Here is a 15,238-nt window from a genome sequence, read left to right on the forward strand (position 1 = left end):
ATAGCATAGCTTTCTCCTAATTTTCTAAATCAACCGAATTTGACAAAGAACCTTTTTATTTTAATTTCATATATTTTGATTTTCTTTCAAAAATAGAGTATCATAGTATAGTAATATATAATTGGAGGTTTGAGCATGTTTTATTTAGAAGATGAAAAAACATTAGTACTTACTAGTGAGAATAAAAAAGACATATTGAACGCATTAAAATTGATTAATAAAATTTCAGATAATAAAAGTATTAAAGTTGCATATATAAAAATTTTAGAGAAAGTTCTAGTATTTAATAAAGCAATAGAAACATATTATCATTCACAAAAGCCTGGATATAATGAAGTTTATCAGGAGAGATTAGATAACCTTGATAATAGTGCAGATGAATTTAGACGTATTAAAGCTGATTTAAAACCTAACTTTGATGAAGTAATTGTTGATGAAGATTCAGTAAAAGAATTCAATACAATTTTATCTAGAATTGAAAGTAGGACTTCTATTCTTTTTGAAGATGAAAAAGAGTATAGTTTCAATAATTATCTAGTAACTTTAATCAATAATAAGAAACTTGATGAATTTATATGGTTAAATACATTGTATAATATTTACAAAGATGGTAAGAGTTTAAATGATATAGTTCAAGATTATCAAAAATTAAGTGATGTTGAATACTCAGATCTTTATAAGATTTATCTTTTTGTAACTGATTATAATATTAATAAATTGTTATTAAAAAATGAATCTCAAATCATTAATAATGAGTATCTAGAAGATTTCGAATCATTTTTTAATTATATGTATGAATTAATAGATGATTTGAGAACTTTTGTGGCTAAAAATGATAAAAAAAATATACTTAGTTTTTCAACAAAAATTGAAAGTTATACTAATATAAATACACCAACTAAAGAGGAATTTCTAGAATGTGTGTACAAAGTATTTAATTTCTTAAGAGCACTTTATGAAAATGATAATGCAAAATTGCTTTTATCTAATATATATCCAATTTTAGTAAAATCTTTCTTTGCACCATTGAGAAACGATGATAAGATTAAATATGATTATAATCAAGATTTCATCTATGCTTTAGAATATACGCAAATAATAATAGAAGTAATGGATGAAAAACATGAATAATATTTTTTCTGTTAAGGATTTTTATTGTGTTTATAATGACTATGATATTTCAGAATACTCTAAAGAGTTAAACTTACTATATCTACCATTATTAGGTAATGATGCTATAAGTTTATATAATTTTTTAGGAAGTAAAATGCTTAGTGATAAAAATCTTTCAAAGAATTATTTACACTATGATATATTAGATAATTTAGCTTTATCTAATCATAAGTTCATTGTCGCAAGAAAGAAATTGGAAGCAATTGGTCTTCTTCAAACTTTTTATATTGATAACAACGGAGTAGGTCAATTTGTTTATAAGATTAAGCAAGCTTTAAATTTTTCTCAATTCTTTGGAACACCTGTTTTGGCTCAATTATTAGAAAACACTATAGGCACTATTGAATATAAGGAATTAAGTAATTATTATTCCCTAGATAAAGTAAGTTTTAGAAGTTTTGAAGAAATAACTTCTAAGTTTTCAGATGTCTTCCATTTAGAAAACTTAAATGATTTTGGTTTTGATTATTTGGAAAATAAAGTTACTTCTGGGCCTAATTTTGATGAGTATTATTTTGATTTCGATAAATTAAATTATTATTTAGCAAATAGTTATCTAACTGAAGTTATCTCAAATGATGAAGTAAAGAACAAGATTTTAGGTTTGGCACATATTTATAAAATGGATTCTGAAGATATGGCAAAAGCAATAGAAAAATCTGTTGAAATTACTAATGGAGCAAGTGAAATTAATCTTAAAGTATTAACAGATTACATTGTTCAATTAAATGTTAATGTAAGAAAACAAGAAGTACCGACATTAGAACGTATGGTAAATAAAAATCTAACTAATATCGAGGAAGAGAAACTTACTGAGGAAGAATTGTTCATTAAAGAAGTAGATAATACAAACTTTATCACATTCCTTAATAAACAAAAAGGTATAGTAGTTTCTAATATTGACGCAAAGAATATCGGTGAATTACAAAGTAAGTATAATTTTCCTACAGGAGTTTTAAATATTTTATTAGAATATTCTATTAATCAGACAGGAAATAATTCTATACCTCATATCAATTATATTGATAAGATAGCTAGTTCTTGGAGTGCACAAAAACTTTTAGGTGCAAAGGATGCAATTGATTTTGTTAGAAATAATAGAAATTATAAGAAAAATATCGATACATCAAATAAAAAGACTTCTAAGCAACAAAAGAATTATGTGAATAATAAGAAAGGAAATTATGCACCGTTTCCTGAGTATCTTCAAAATCGTCAAAGTAATTTTAACGTTTCTAAGAAAAAAGAGGATCGTGTTGTTACTAAAGAAGATGAAGATGCATACAATAAGATGATGCAAGAATTAAATAATAAGAGGGATATGTAGTGAAAAAATTATCAAATATAGTTGCTAGCAATACTCAAGATTCGTTTAAGAGATTTATATCGGAAAAAGTTCTTAATGATCCTGAAATTGTTAAGTTTATTCGTGACAATAATTTTACCAAAATAGATATAGAAAATAATATTGAAAAGTTTTATCAATTTTATATTTCGAAAGATAAACTACTTAATATAGAGCATAAACCTAGGTTAGTTTTTAGTAATGAAGAAGTTAGTATTTTATACGAAGAGACTGAAGAGTACAAGCAAAAAGTAGCAAGTATGAAGACCTCTAATAAGGTGAAGACAGAGTTTATACCAAAAAGAGTTTTGACATACACTTTTGAAAATCTATCTAGGAATAGAGAAAAGGGTATGTTAGCGACAGAAATTATTAAAATTTGCAGAAGTATATTAAATGGTCAATCTTCAAGAGGTGTGTATGTATATGGACCAACGGGTACTGGTAAAACGTATTTAATGGGTTCTATATACAACTATTTTAAACAAAATGGAAAAGAACCAACTATATTATATTATCCAGAATTTATTAGAAAGATAAAATCTAAAATAAGTGATAATAGTTATGATTTATATATAGATCTAGTTAGAGGTGAAGAGATACTTATAATTGATGATATTGGTGCTGAAAATATTACAGAATTTATACGTGATGAAGTGTTAGGACCAATTATTAATCATCGAGAAGCAGAAAAGTTGCCAACATTCTTCTCATCTAATCTAAGTATAGATGATTTGGCTGAGTTATTATCGAATGGTAGAACAACAGTAGATAGAACAAAGGCGTTAAGAATAGTTGAAAGAATACATTCTTTATGTTCATCACATTTTCTTGATGGTGAAAATGAAAGAGAATATTATAATTAAAATAAACCAAGTATTTATAAATTTTACGTTTATATATACTTGGTTATTTTTTTTTGGTAAAAAATTCAAAAAAATTCATTTTTTTTTAGAAATTAGTGGAAAAAAGTGGGGAAATGTGGTAAATTATAAAAGTAAGGTGGTGAGAAGTAGTGTTTATTGGTCAATATAATAATAAAATGGATGCCAAAGGAAGGCTTAGTATTCCAATAAAGTTCAGAGATGAACTAGGTGAAAAATTTATTATTACAAGAGGTTTAGACTCTTGTTTATTTGGCTATTCACTACAAGAGTGGCAAAAGGTGGAAAGTAAGATAAAATCACTGCCTATTACTAAGAAAAATGCTCGTACTTTCCAACGTTTCTTCTTTTCTGGAGCCACTGAAGTTGAAATAGATAAACAAGGAAGAATTAATATTCCAAACGCATTAATAGAACATGCTTTTTTAGATAAAGATTGTGTTGTTAATGGTTTGTCAAATAGGATAGAGATTTGGGATAAAAATCGCTGGGAAGATTTACTCGTTGAAAGTGAAGCTAGCGTAGAAGAAATAGCAGAAGAATTAGAAGATTTTGATTTTTAGGATGGATGAAAATGTTTAAACATTATAGTGTATTATTAAATGAAGCTGTAGAAGGCTTAAATATAAAAGAAGATGGTATATATGTCGATTGTACCTTAGGTGGAGCAGGACATAGTTTAGAAATTTTAAAACAATTAAAAAATGGAAAACTATATGCTTTTGATCAAGACAATGTAGCTTTAGAAAATGCCAAAAATAAATTAGCTGAATACAGTGATAAAGTTGTCTTTATTAAATCGAATTTTGTTAATTTAAAAGAAAAGTTAGCCGAACATGGTGTTCATGAGGTTGATGGGGTTTTATATGATTTAGGAGTATCATCACCGCAATTAGATACACCAGAAAGAGGTTTTAGTTACAACTATGATACTAAGTTAGATATGAGAATGGATACTGATGCAAAAATTAGTGCTTATGAAGTTGTTAATGAATATAGTTATCATGAATTAGTTAAAATATTTTACCGCTATGGAGAAGAGAATTTTTCGAAACAAATAGCAAGGAATATTGAGAAAAAACGTGAACAAAAACCTATTGAAACTACTTTTGAATTAGTAGAAATTATTAAAGATTCCATCCCTGCTGCCAAAAGAAGAACTGGAGGACATCCAGCTAAAAGAGTATTCCAAGCTATTCGTATTGCGGTGAACAATGAATTATCGGTATTTGAAGATTCACTTGAACAAGCAATTGATATCGTTAAAGTGGGAGGAAGAATTTCTGTTATTACTTTCCACTCTTTAGAAGATAGAATTTGTAAACAAATATTCAATTCATACGCGAAGGCAAAAGATATTCCAAAAAATCTACCAATTATGCCTGAAGAAAGTTTATCTAAATTAAAAGTAATTACGAGAAAGCCTATATATCCTAGTGATATCGAATTAGAAGAGAATAATAGATCAAGAAGTGCCAAACTAAGGGTGGCAGAAGTACAGACAAATTAGAGGGGAGGAAAGATTTATGGCTACACTAAAGGTATATAGTAGAGAATATGGAGTACGTAAAGTACAAGAAAAAGTGAAATTTAATTTTTTAGAAAAAACTGCTTATGGAGTTTTTGTAGGAGTTATTTTACTTGCTAACGTAGTTATGTTAAACTATAAGGGAGAGATTTATTCGCTACGAAGTGCTCAACAAAAAAATGATATTGTTATATCTGAAAAACAAAAAAATAATAACGAACAAAAAGTTATGATAAACAATCTGTCATCTTACGAAAGAGTTAAAAAAATTGCTGAGACAGTAGGAATGAAAACTCAAAAAGATAGTATAAAGGTAGTGAGATAATTGATAAAACTTTTTAAGAAAATATTAACTTTAAAGTTTTTGGAAGATAGAAAAAGTTTAGAAAGAAAAGATTATATCTCTCGAGAAAGAACAAAAATTGTATTTTTTCTAATTTTTGTTTTTTTCTTTGTATGGATATTAATATTAAATATTGGACAAATGATGCTAATAGGGACTGTTAGGGGCCATAATTTAACAGAATTAGCAGATAAAAAATATAAAATTGACAGTAGTCTACAACCAAATCGTGGGAAAATCTTCGATAGAAATGGGAATATATTAGCAGATAATATTGAATCTTATAAGATAGTTGCAGTAGTTTCTGATAAAGCGACTGAGGATGACACAAATCCTCGTCATGTTATTGATGTCGATAAAACTGCAGATGAATTATCTAAATTTATTAAATTAGATAGAAGTAAGATAAAAGAAATACTTAATAAAAAAGGTGTTTATCAAGTAGAATTTGGTACAGCTGGTAAGGATATAAGTGTAGAAGATAAGAAAAAAATAGAAGAGTTAAAACTTCCTGGAATTGAGTTTATAGCAACAACAAAAAGATATTATCCTAATGGAAGTATGCTAGGGAACTTTTTAGGATTCGCACAAAATTCACCTGATAGTGATTTGATTACTGGTCGATTAGGGGTTGAAAAGACATTTGATTACTATTTAAGAGGTAAAGAAGGGCATATTACTTATGCTAAAGATGCTTGGGGTAAAGTAGTCTCTAACATACCAAAAGTAGAAATCAAACCTGTTGATGGAGCAGATATCTATTTAACGATTGATAAAAATATTCAAGGATTTATTGATAATACATTAAAAGATATCCATGACAAATATGAACCAGAAAGTGCCTTTGCAATAGCAATCAGCCCAAAAACAGGCGAAATATTAGGATTAGGACAAACTCCAGCTTTCAATCCAAATACTCAAGAAAATCTTTCAAGCGCTTGGTCGAATATTTTTTATAATTCAGCCTATGAACCTGGTTCTACTTTAAAAACTTTTACTATGTCACTAATGGTTGAAAATAATATTTATAAACCAGAAGGTTACTATAGATCTGGTTCATACAAAGTGGAAGATGCTACTATTTTTGACTGGAATAAAACAGGATGGGGTACAATAACCCAACGTCATGGATTCCAACAATCATCTAATACTTTGATGTTAACACTTTTAAATGAATTAGGAACTGAAAAACTAAAAAGCGGTTTAGAAAGTTTTGGATTTGGTAGAAGTACGAATTCACTTTATGGAAATGAAGCAACAGGAGATTTAGTATTTAATAATAAAGTATCTGCTTCGACTACCGTATTTGGTCAAGGTAGTACAGTTACTGCAATGCAGATGGTTCAAGCAGAGACAGCAATTTTGAATGATGGTCAAATGCTAGCACCGTATTTCTTACAGCGAGTTCATGATAAAACATTGGATAAAGATGTTAATATAGGAAAGAAAACAGTAGTTGGGAATCCAATATCAAAACAAACAGCAGATATAATGAAAGAAGAACTATACGGGGTAGTTAATGGTACTTGGGCTCAAGGTGGTAAGAGATATGCTATAGATAACTACAGTACATCAGGAAAAACTGGAACTGCAGAGGTAGTAGATCCTAAGACAGGGACATATTATAAGAGTCCATTTAAAGTATTGCACTCATTTATTGGTTATGCACCAAGTGAAGATCCACAGGTTATTTTGTATGTTGGTATGAAATTACCGACAAAAGAGCTTGGAGCTAGTGGTGCATACGGAGCCTCTGAGATTTTCAAACCAATTATGGAAAATACATTAAATTATTTAAATGTAAAAAAATCTAATGATAACGACACTATAAAAAGTTATCAAATGGAAAATGTTGTAGGTGAGAGCGTTAATTCAACAGTACTAAAATTACAACAAAAAACAAAAAATATCATAACAATTGGCTCTGGTAATAATATAATTGGACAATATCCTTCGGCTGATAATGTAATAAAACAAGATGAAAGAGTATTTCTATTAGTTTCGGATGATAATATAGTATTACCTAATTTCATAGGATGGTCTAAGATTGATGTCATAAATTATGCTAAATTAGCCGGCTTAGATATTGAAACTGAAGGTAATGGATTTGCAAAACAACAATCAATTCCTGCGCAGAGATTTATAAAAAAAGGGGACAAGATAAAAATAAAATTTAGTTAGGAGAACGAAATGAGTAATTCAGATACAGTATTTGCTATATCGTTATTATTGGTAGCATATTTTCTGACAGTGCTAATGCTAACAAGATTAATCAAATATTTACATGTTCTAAAATTTGGACAAGCAATTAGAGAAGAAGGTCCACAAAGTCATATGCATAAAAAAGGTACTCCAACAATGGGAGGAATATCTTTTATAGCTTCAATAGTAATTTCACTTATTGTTGCAATGATCTTGGATAGTGAAAACATTCAATATTATATTTTATTCATTTACACAACTATCTCATTTTCAATTATTGGTTATATAGATGATATGCTTATCGTAGTTAAGAAGAAAAATGATGGACTTGCTCCAAGAAAAAAATTAATGCTACAAATACTATTTTCTGTAATATTTTATATCTTAGTTACATTTATTTATAAGGATATAAATTATATACATATTCCAGGTTTAGATTATAATCTTAATATTTCATATTTATATCTAATCTTCTTAGTATTTTGGCAAACAGGATTTTCTAATGCGGTTAATTTAACTGATGGATTAGACGGTCTAGCAACAAGTGTTACAATTATTACCACTGGTACATTTGCTTTATTAGCATATAAGGAAAATAATTTTCCTGTATTAGTTTTCTGTCTGACAATAGTTGGAGCACTTTTAGGATTTTTATTATTTAATAAAAATCCGGCAAAAATCTTTATGGGGGATACTGGATCTTTAGCTTTAGGTGGAATTTTAGCCGCGATTTCAGTAATCTTGCATAAAGAAATAGCATTCTTATTTATAGGTTTAGTATATATACTTGAGACTTTATCTGTAATAATTCAGGTGGCTTACTTCAAAAAAACAGGAAAAAGAATTTTCAAAATGTCACCTTTACATCATCATTTCGAATTATCTGGGTATGGTGAAGTAAAAACTGTTTATATTTTTGTAATTATAGCTGTGATATCATCTGCTATAGGTTACTTTATAGGGGTTATTTAAAATGATTAATTTAAAAGACAAGAAAATATTAGTGTTAGGATTTGCAAGAAGCGGTTATTCAACTGCAAAAATCTTAAACAAACTTGGATATGATGTTACTTTAAATGCATATGATGATTTAAGTACCGATGAAAAAGCAGCTGAGTTGAGGGAATTCGGCGTTAAAGTAATTGATGGGGGACATCCATTAGAACTTTTAGAAAATATTGATTTAATAGTAAAAAATCCAGGAATTAAATATCAAATTGAATTTTTACAAAAAGCAATTGACAAGAAAATTGATATAATAACTGAGATTGAGTTAGCAAATACATTGTTTAATATTGATATGGTAGCTATTACTGGAACAAATGGTAAAACAACTACTACACAGATGACTTTCGATATTCTGAAAGCTGCAAAAAAAGATGTATTTTTAGCTGGTAATATTGGATATCCTTCAATTGAAATTGCATACAACCATCCAAATTCATTATTAGTTACTGAAGTTTCATCATTTCAATTACAAGGAACAAAATATTTCAAACCATCGATAGCTGTAATTACTAATCTTGGTGTTGGGCATTTAGATTATCATGGTAGTGTTGAAAATTATCGAGATGCTAAAAGAAATATTTATAAAAATCAAGACAAAAATGATATCTTAATATTGAATATTGCTGAAAAAGATAAATATGATATAGAAAAAATAAATTCTACAGTGCTATTCTATGATACAAAAGAAAATATAGAAGCAGATATCTATGTAAGAGATAATATGGTTATTTTTGAGGGTGTGGAATTATTTGATATAACTAAACTTTCACTTCCGGGTATGCATAATGTGGAAAATGCAATAAATGCTGCTGTAATATCATTTATAAAAGGTGCTGACAAAGAATCGATTCAAAATGTTCTTTATACTTTTAGTGGAGTAAAACATAGATTACAGTTTGTAGGAGAGCATAAAGGAGTAAAATTCTATAATGATTCAAAAGCTACAAATCCAGTTGCAACAACTAGAGCACTATCAGGATTTGAAAAAAATATAATACTTGTTTGTGGTGGACAAGATAGAGGAATAGATTTCAAAGAATTAATTCAATATCTACCAAGAGTAAAATCTATGGTAGTAGTAGGTGAAAGTAAAGAGATATTATATAACTTAGCTATTGATAATAATGTTGATTGTCATAAAGCAATTAAAATTGATGATGCTACTATTTTAGCAAGTTCACTTGCGGAGCATGGAGACACAATATTATTATCTCCAGCATGTGCATCATGGGATCAATATAAGTGTTTTGAAGATCGTGGAGATGAATTTATAGCAACATTTAAGAAGATTATTCAAGAGGATTAAAAAACTATGAACAAGAAGAATAGGAAGTTACTTGAAAGAATGAACAAAGACAATCGTCGCAGTTCATTGGAAAAAATTAAAAGAAAAAAAAGACGTGAAGTATTTTACATAGTAACTTTATTTTTAATTGTAATAGGAGTATTTGTACTTTTATTCAGTAGCTATTTAAAATTAAAAACAATAGAAGTTGAAGGTAACAATCAAATTACTAAAGAAGAAATACTCGAGGCTGGGAATATTAACAATGATCTTCGAACATGGTCAATAAAAGATGATGAAATTCAAAATAATATAAAATCAAGATTTGATATATTTAAATCAGTAACAGTAAAATCTAAATTGCCTTCCTCTATAAAGGTGCATGTAGAAGAGTATAGTTTTATTGCACAAAACAAAAAAGAAGATGGTAGTTTAGAGATAATAATGGAAAATGGGAAACCATATTCTGGAAAAATTAGAAACAATTATAATTTACCTATTATAGAAAATTTCAATGATGATAGTAATAAACTTGAAGAAGTTTACAAAAATTTAAATAAACTTAAACAGGAAGTACGATTACAAATATCTGAAATAATCAATGATGAAAATGATAGAGTAATTATTTATATGAAAGATGGTCAAAAAGTTAAAGCATTAAGAGCTAGCTTTGCAGATAAGTTGAATTACTATGAAGAAATATCTAAATATATTGAAGATAAAAATAATACTACTTTAAATTTAATAAACGGTGCATATCTTGAAACACCAAAAACAGAAAAAGTTAGAAATGATAGTATTAAGAAACTACTATCAAGACAGGGATTAAATGATGATGAGAAATCAAATAAAGATAATGAAAGTGTAGAAAAAGAAGAAAAAGTACAACAAAGTAATAAATCTGAAAATTCTACTACAAATAATCAAAGCAATTCTTCTAACAAGAACAATAATAGCAAACAACAATCAACACGTAATAAGAAAAATGAATAGTTAAAAAAGCATCCTAAATTTTGTATTTTGGATGCTTTTTTTATTGAAAAATTATATAAAAGAAAAAAACTTATTCGTTATATTACAAATTGAAAATATTTTAATAAAATTTAATTTTTTTTGATGTTTTTCATATTTTTTTTTCTAATTTTATGTTATAATTTAGTATGTGTAAATAAAATATGTGTGTATTTACAATTTTATTATAATAACAAAGTTTAAAAGGAAGGAGTGTTTGACTTGAGTTCACAATTGTATACTTCAATAGATCTAGGATCATCTAGTATAAAAGTGATAATAGCAGATGTAGTATATGAAAAATTGAATATACTCGGTGTTGGTGTTGTAAAAACAACATCTATTAAACGAGGGAACATTATTGATGTAGAATCTGCCTCTAGAGATATTCAAAAAGCAATAGATATTGCGAAAAGTGAAGCTAATAAGGACATAAGATCATTATATGTAGCAGTTCCAAGTATACACACTCATATTAAAAAAAGTGTAGCGGAAATTAAATTTGATACAAAACACGATATTGATGGTAGAGATATCGAAGAAGTAATTGAAGAAGCAAAAATACTACCATTACCACGAGAAAGAGAAGTGGTACAAGTAATTCCAGATTACTATCGTCTTGATGATATTGAAAATATTAGAAAACCAAAAGGAATGACTGTTCATAATTCATTTGAAGTAACAGGGAATAGAGTTTTAACATCTAAAACTCATCTTCACACAATATATAAAAGTATTGAAAACTTAAGATTAGATTGTAACGAAACATTTTGTACATCTCATTCATTAGGTGAATTACTATTAAATGACGAAGAAAAAGATTATGGGTCAGTGATTATTGATATTGGAGCAGGACTTACGACTGTGAGTTATTTTGAAGATGGTATTCTTCAATTATCACAATCAATCGAGTTAGCTGGTGAAGATATTACACGTACAATATCAGATGTTTTAAATGTCCCATTAAAACGTGCAGAAGAGATAAAAGTTACTCAAGGGCATGCTTTTTATGACTTAGCATCACCACAAGTAATTATTGACTTAGATAATTTAGAACCAGATGAAGAACCATATACACAAAAAGAACTAGCGGATTACATTGAAGAAATTGTAGAAGAGATTATTTTACGTTCATTCGATGTACTAAGAAAAGCTGGTATAAATAGAGTTAAAGGTAACGTAGTGTTAACAGGTGGAACAACACTTATGCCTGGTGTTCTTGACTTGGCAAAAGATATGCTAAGAAAAATGAATGTAAGAATTGGTTCACCAAAAATCATAGGAGCTAACTCGCCAGAATTATCTGTTGTTGTAGGTACATTAACAAGTAGTTACAAAATTGAATCATTGTTTGGATATCAAGTAACTGATGAAGTACCAACAATAAAAAATACAAATTCAACATTTGAAAATGTTTCTGCAGTAGAAGAAATTACAGTAAACAATTCAAAAGTTGAAGCGCCAGTGGTAAGTGAAACTCATGAAGATGTTCATGAAGAAGAAACTTATTATGAAGAAGAGAAAAAAGAAGAAGATAAAAACTTTTTCGACAAAATAACTAAAATGTATAATTCGTTTTTTGAATAACAATCAGGAGGAAATAAAGAATGTTTGAAGAATTTGATCAATCAGCAGTAATTAAAGTAGTAGGTGTTGGTGGCGGTGGTGGTAACGCCGTTGACCGAATGGTAGAAAGTGGAATTCAAAACGTTGAGTTTATCGCAGTTAATACAGATGCTCAAGCTTTAAAACGCTCTAAAGCAGACGTTAGAATTCAAATCGGAGAAAAATTAACTAAAGGTCTTGGAGCAGGTGCTAACCCTGAAGTAGGGCGTAAAGCTGCTGAAGAAACTAAAGATAAAATTGAAGAAGCACTAGAAGGAGCAGACATGGTATTCGTTACTTCTGGTATGGGTGGAGGAACTGGTACTGGTGCCGCTCCTATCGTAGCAGGAATTGCAAAAGAATTAGGTGCTTTAACTGTAGGTGTTGTTACTCGTCCATTCAATTTTGAAGGTAAAAAACGTCAAGTACAATCAACTGCAGGAATTAACTCACTTAAAGGTGCAGTAGATACACTTATCGTTATTCCTAACGATAGATTATTAGATATCGTAGATAAATCTACTCCAATGATGCAAGCATTCGTTGAAGCTGATAATGTGTTACGTCAAGGGGTTCAAGGTATCTCTGATTTAATTAACGTATCAGGTACAGTTAACCTTGACTTTGCAGATGTTAAAGCAATTATGGCTGACCAAGGTTCTGCATTAATGGGTATCGGGGTAGCTTCAGGTGAAAACAGAGCTATTGAAGCAGCTAAAAAAGCTATTTCATCTCCATTACTTGAAACTTCAATCGTTGGAGCTAAAGGTGTGTTATTAAACATTACTGGTGGTCCATCATTAAGTTTATTTGAAGCTCAAGCAGCTGCAAGTATCGTTCAAGAAGCTAGTGATGATGAAGTAAATATGATTTTCGGTACAGTATTTAATGAAGAGTTAGAAAAAACTGATGAAATCGTCGTTACAGTAATCGCTACTGGATTTGAAGAAGATGGAGTGAGTGTTGAAAGAGATATCTTAGCACAACGTCCGGCTCAACCAGAAGCTAGCTCATTTACAAGTGGTTACGGTAAAAACGAAGTAGAACAAGAAATGTACCCACGTCCAAGAAGAAGAACTAGAAGAGAAATCTAATAAAAAAGAAAGAAAATCGGATAAATATCTGATTTTCTTTTTTATGTATTTCATTTTAGGAATATATATTTTATAATATTTAATTAAAACATCCTGATAAAAAATTTTATCAGGATGTTTTAACAGTTTATTCTATTAAAATAAATTTTATATCAAAGTTGATTACATGTTTTAGTGTGTTGTATATAAATGATTTATTAAGAGAAGTATTACAAAATTTTAGTAAACCATGTTCATCAAAATCAGCATATAAATAATATGTAATATCACAAGATTCTATTTTAGGTTCTTCGTTGTATCCTTTAACACCGATTAGAGAAAGTGGATTTTTTAAATTAAGATGTATTTTTCCTTCAAGTTCTTCAATATCAATATTATGTTGTTTGCTTTGTGATACAATACTATGGGAAATTCCGCCTAAGATAGAAGCTGCAAAATAATTAATACTGCTTGCATAATCAGCATTAATATCAAAACTAATTTCACTAGATATATTTATAATATCATTATTAGTGTACATCTTAAATATATTATTTGATAAAATTCCTCTAAAAGTTAAATCATAATTATTAGATTCGTATAGATTACTCATATAGTTTCCTCAATATGATTTTAGCTTCATTTAGACGAGATAATTTTTTATTTATTATGTCCATAGTGCTAACGGGTCTATTAGCGAAGGTTGCAAAACCACAGTCAGGATTTAACCAAATTCTTTCTTTTGGAATAAATTGTAAAACTTCTTCAACTCTTGTAAGAATATCTTCCAATGGCTTAATAGTATCAGTTCTAGGGTTCATTACACCAAGGCCAAGTATACAATTTTCTCTAATTATCTTACTACTAAATAAAGATGAAATTTCTCCCGCTCGAGGTGTTGAGAATTCAAGTGTTAATATATTAGGCAAAGCTTCTTCAAATAATGGTAAGAGTGGAGTATAAGGACCGGTAAGAAGTATGCTTTCATCCCGACTCCAATTTCCACGACATACATGTAGAGATGCTAATATGCCTTTCTCTTTAGCATAGGAGATGATAGATTTTATCAATTTTGTAGCAAATTTTAATTCTTCAGTAGGATCTTTTTTTTCAGAAAGTGCTGCACACATGAAAGATCTTGTTTTTCCCTCAGAAAATACTACTTCAGTTAATACAGGTTCGTCAAATTGAACTACATCAACGCCTATGTCGACTAAAGCATCAATTTCTTGTTTTAAAACTTTTATTACATCTTCTCCAAGTGTATCCTTACTTTCATAGTATTTTTTTGAAAGAGTAGGTAGCCACATAGAACGAGTTATTAAATATGGCCCTGGCAATGTAGCTTTAATTTTTTTTGATGTTAATTTTTTTAATTCAATCATTTCATCTGCTACCAGAGGTTTATTATATTCAACTTTACCAGTACAAATTGCATTTTTGATACTAATAGCAGGTACATCTAATATTTCTAATATTTGCTCAAAGCCTTGCTTATCCTCAATGTAGTCAAACATATCAGCCATACTCATCATAGTAACACCGTTAAGTTTTTCAGCTATAAATGAAACGTAATTATCACGACTTAATTCACCATTAGTTATAATATCAATATTATTATTTTCTTGTAGATTTATTAAGTATTTTGTTTCTTCATCTAAAATTTCTTTGTATAAAGAAATATCAAGCTTACCTTTATTTAATTTTCTCTTCGCAGTTAATAGTTTTTTACTTCTAGGCATACTACCTAGAAGAGAAATTGAGAAAGATGAAATAGTCAT

At 28.6% G+C, this 15,238-nt stretch carries 14 protein-coding genes; 12 read left to right on the forward strand and 2 right to left on the reverse strand.

Annotation, left to right across the window (positions count from 1 at the left end; translation table 11 throughout):
* The first annotated feature begins 135 nt into the window (after nt 1–135).
* From RYK99_RS03875 to ftsZ, 12 genes are all read left to right on the forward strand, one after another.
* A complete protein-coding gene (locus RYK99_RS03875) occupies nt 136–1,131 on the forward strand; it encodes a hypothetical protein (RefSeq protein ID WP_314990291.1) in 996 nt (331 codons plus the stop codon).
* Nucleotides 1,124–2,500: a DnaD domain protein gene (locus RYK99_RS03880; RefSeq protein WP_314990293.1), complete on the forward strand. Its 1,377-nt coding sequence runs from the start codon at nt 1,124–1,126 to the stop codon at nt 2,498–2,500. The genes RYK99_RS03875 and RYK99_RS03880 overlap by 8 nt, the downstream gene beginning before the upstream one ends.
* Nucleotides 2,500–3,384 carry a primosomal protein DnaI gene (dnaI, locus tag RYK99_RS03885; RefSeq protein ID WP_314990295.1) on the forward strand — a complete coding sequence of 295 codons (885 nt, stop codon included), beginning with the start codon at nt 2,500–2,502 and terminating at the stop codon, nt 3,382–3,384. The genes RYK99_RS03880 and dnaI overlap by 1 nt, the downstream gene beginning before the upstream one ends.
* 149 nt (nt 3,385–3,533) lie before the next feature.
* The gene (mraZ, locus tag RYK99_RS03890) at nt 3,534–3,965 is read left to right on the forward strand and encodes a division/cell wall cluster transcriptional repressor MraZ (protein ID WP_003145774.1); all 432 of its coding nucleotides are present in this window, start codon (nt 3,534–3,536) and stop codon (nt 3,963–3,965) included.
* An 11-nt stretch (nt 3,966–3,976) separates the two neighbouring features.
* A complete protein-coding gene (rsmH, locus tag RYK99_RS03895) occupies nt 3,977–4,912 on the forward strand; it encodes a 16S rRNA (cytosine(1402)-N(4))-methyltransferase RsmH (protein ID WP_314990298.1) in 936 nt (311 codons plus the stop codon).
* Between the two features lie 16 nt (nt 4,913–4,928).
* A complete protein-coding gene (locus RYK99_RS03900; protein ID WP_003145776.1) occupies nt 4,929–5,255 on the forward strand; it encodes a cell division protein FtsL in 327 nt (108 codons plus the stop codon).
* A 39-nt stretch (nt 5,256–5,294) separates the two neighbouring features.
* On the forward strand, nt 5,295–7,454 hold the full coding sequence (locus tag RYK99_RS03905) for a penicillin-binding transpeptidase domain-containing protein (protein WP_314990300.1): 2,160 nt from the start codon (nt 5,295–5,297) through the stop codon (nt 7,452–7,454).
* A gap of 9 nt (nt 7,455–7,463) precedes the next feature.
* Nucleotides 7,464–8,447, forward strand: a complete 984-nt coding sequence (gene mraY / locus RYK99_RS03910; protein ID WP_314990302.1) for a phospho-N-acetylmuramoyl-pentapeptide-transferase — start codon at nt 7,464–7,466, stop codon at nt 8,445–8,447.
* A gap of 1 nt (nt 8,448) precedes the next feature.
* Nucleotides 8,449–9,789 carry a UDP-N-acetylmuramoyl-L-alanine--D-glutamate ligase gene (murD, locus tag RYK99_RS03915; RefSeq protein WP_314990304.1) on the forward strand — a complete coding sequence of 447 codons (1,341 nt, stop codon included), beginning with the start codon at nt 8,449–8,451 and terminating at the stop codon, nt 9,787–9,789.
* Between the two features lie 6 nt (nt 9,790–9,795).
* The gene (locus RYK99_RS03920; RefSeq protein WP_314990305.1) at nt 9,796–10,761 is read left to right on the forward strand and encodes an FtsQ-type POTRA domain-containing protein; all 966 of its coding nucleotides are present in this window, start codon (nt 9,796–9,798) and stop codon (nt 10,759–10,761) included.
* 231 nt (nt 10,762–10,992) lie between these two features.
* Nucleotides 10,993–12,366, forward strand: coding sequence for a cell division protein FtsA (ftsA, locus tag RYK99_RS03925; RefSeq protein WP_314990307.1), 1,374 nt, complete (start codon nt 10,993–10,995; stop codon nt 12,364–12,366).
* A 20-nt stretch (nt 12,367–12,386) separates the two neighbouring features.
* The gene (gene ftsZ / locus RYK99_RS03930; protein WP_314990309.1) at nt 12,387–13,478 is read left to right on the forward strand and encodes a cell division protein FtsZ; all 1,092 of its coding nucleotides are present in this window, start codon (nt 12,387–12,389) and stop codon (nt 13,476–13,478) included.
* A 127-nt stretch (nt 13,479–13,605) separates the two neighbouring features.
* Here the strand turns inward: ftsZ and RYK99_RS03935 are convergent, their stop codons facing one another.
* Complete coding sequence (locus RYK99_RS03935) at nt 13,606–14,070, reverse strand: OsmC family protein (protein WP_314990311.1); 465 nt, start codon at nt 14,068–14,070, stop codon at nt 13,606–13,608.
* Nucleotides 14,063–15,238 carry a cobalamin-independent methionine synthase II family protein gene (locus RYK99_RS03940; RefSeq protein WP_314990313.1) on the reverse strand — a complete coding sequence of 392 codons (1,176 nt, stop codon included), beginning with the start codon at nt 15,236–15,238 and terminating at the stop codon, nt 14,063–14,065. Before RYK99_RS03940 ends, RYK99_RS03935 begins: the two co-directional genes overlap by 8 nt.

The organism is uncultured Gemella sp. (genome assembly GCF_963537375.1).
Classification (GTDB): domain Bacteria; phylum Bacillota; class Bacilli; order Staphylococcales; family Gemellaceae; genus Gemella.

Bases quoted from the DNA above. Each gene is read 5' to 3' on its own strand.
- RYK99_RS03875 (WP_314990291.1), top strand. From the start codon at position 136: ATGTTTTATTTAGAAGATGAAAAAACATTAGTACTTACTAGTGAGAAT.
- RYK99_RS03880 (WP_314990293.1), top strand. From the start codon at position 1,124: ATGAATAATATTTTTTCTGTTAAGGATTTTTATTGTGTTTATAATGAC.
- rsmH (WP_314990298.1), top strand. From the start codon at position 3,977: ATGTTTAAACATTATAGTGTATTATTAAATGAAGCTGTAGAAGGCTTA.
- RYK99_RS03900 (WP_003145776.1), top strand. From the start codon at position 4,929: ATGGCTACACTAAAGGTATATAGTAGAGAATATGGAGTACGTAAAGTA.
- mraY (WP_314990302.1), top strand. From the start codon at position 7,464: ATGAGTAATTCAGATACAGTATTTGCTATATCGTTATTATTGGTAGCA.
- murD (WP_314990304.1), top strand. From the start codon at position 8,449: ATGATTAATTTAAAAGACAAGAAAATATTAGTGTTAGGATTTGCAAGA.
- RYK99_RS03920 (WP_314990305.1), top strand. From the start codon at position 9,796: ATGAACAAGAAGAATAGGAAGTTACTTGAAAGAATGAACAAAGACAAT.
- ftsZ (WP_314990309.1), top strand. From the start codon at position 12,387: ATGTTTGAAGAATTTGATCAATCAGCAGTAATTAAAGTAGTAGGTGTT.
- RYK99_RS03935 (WP_314990311.1), bottom strand. From the start codon at position 14,070: ATGAGTAATCTATACGAATCTAATAATTATGATTTAACTTTTAGAGGA.
- RYK99_RS03940 (WP_314990313.1), bottom strand. From the start codon at position 15,238: ATGACTATTTCATCTTTCTCAATTTCTCTTCTAGGTAGTATGCCTAGA.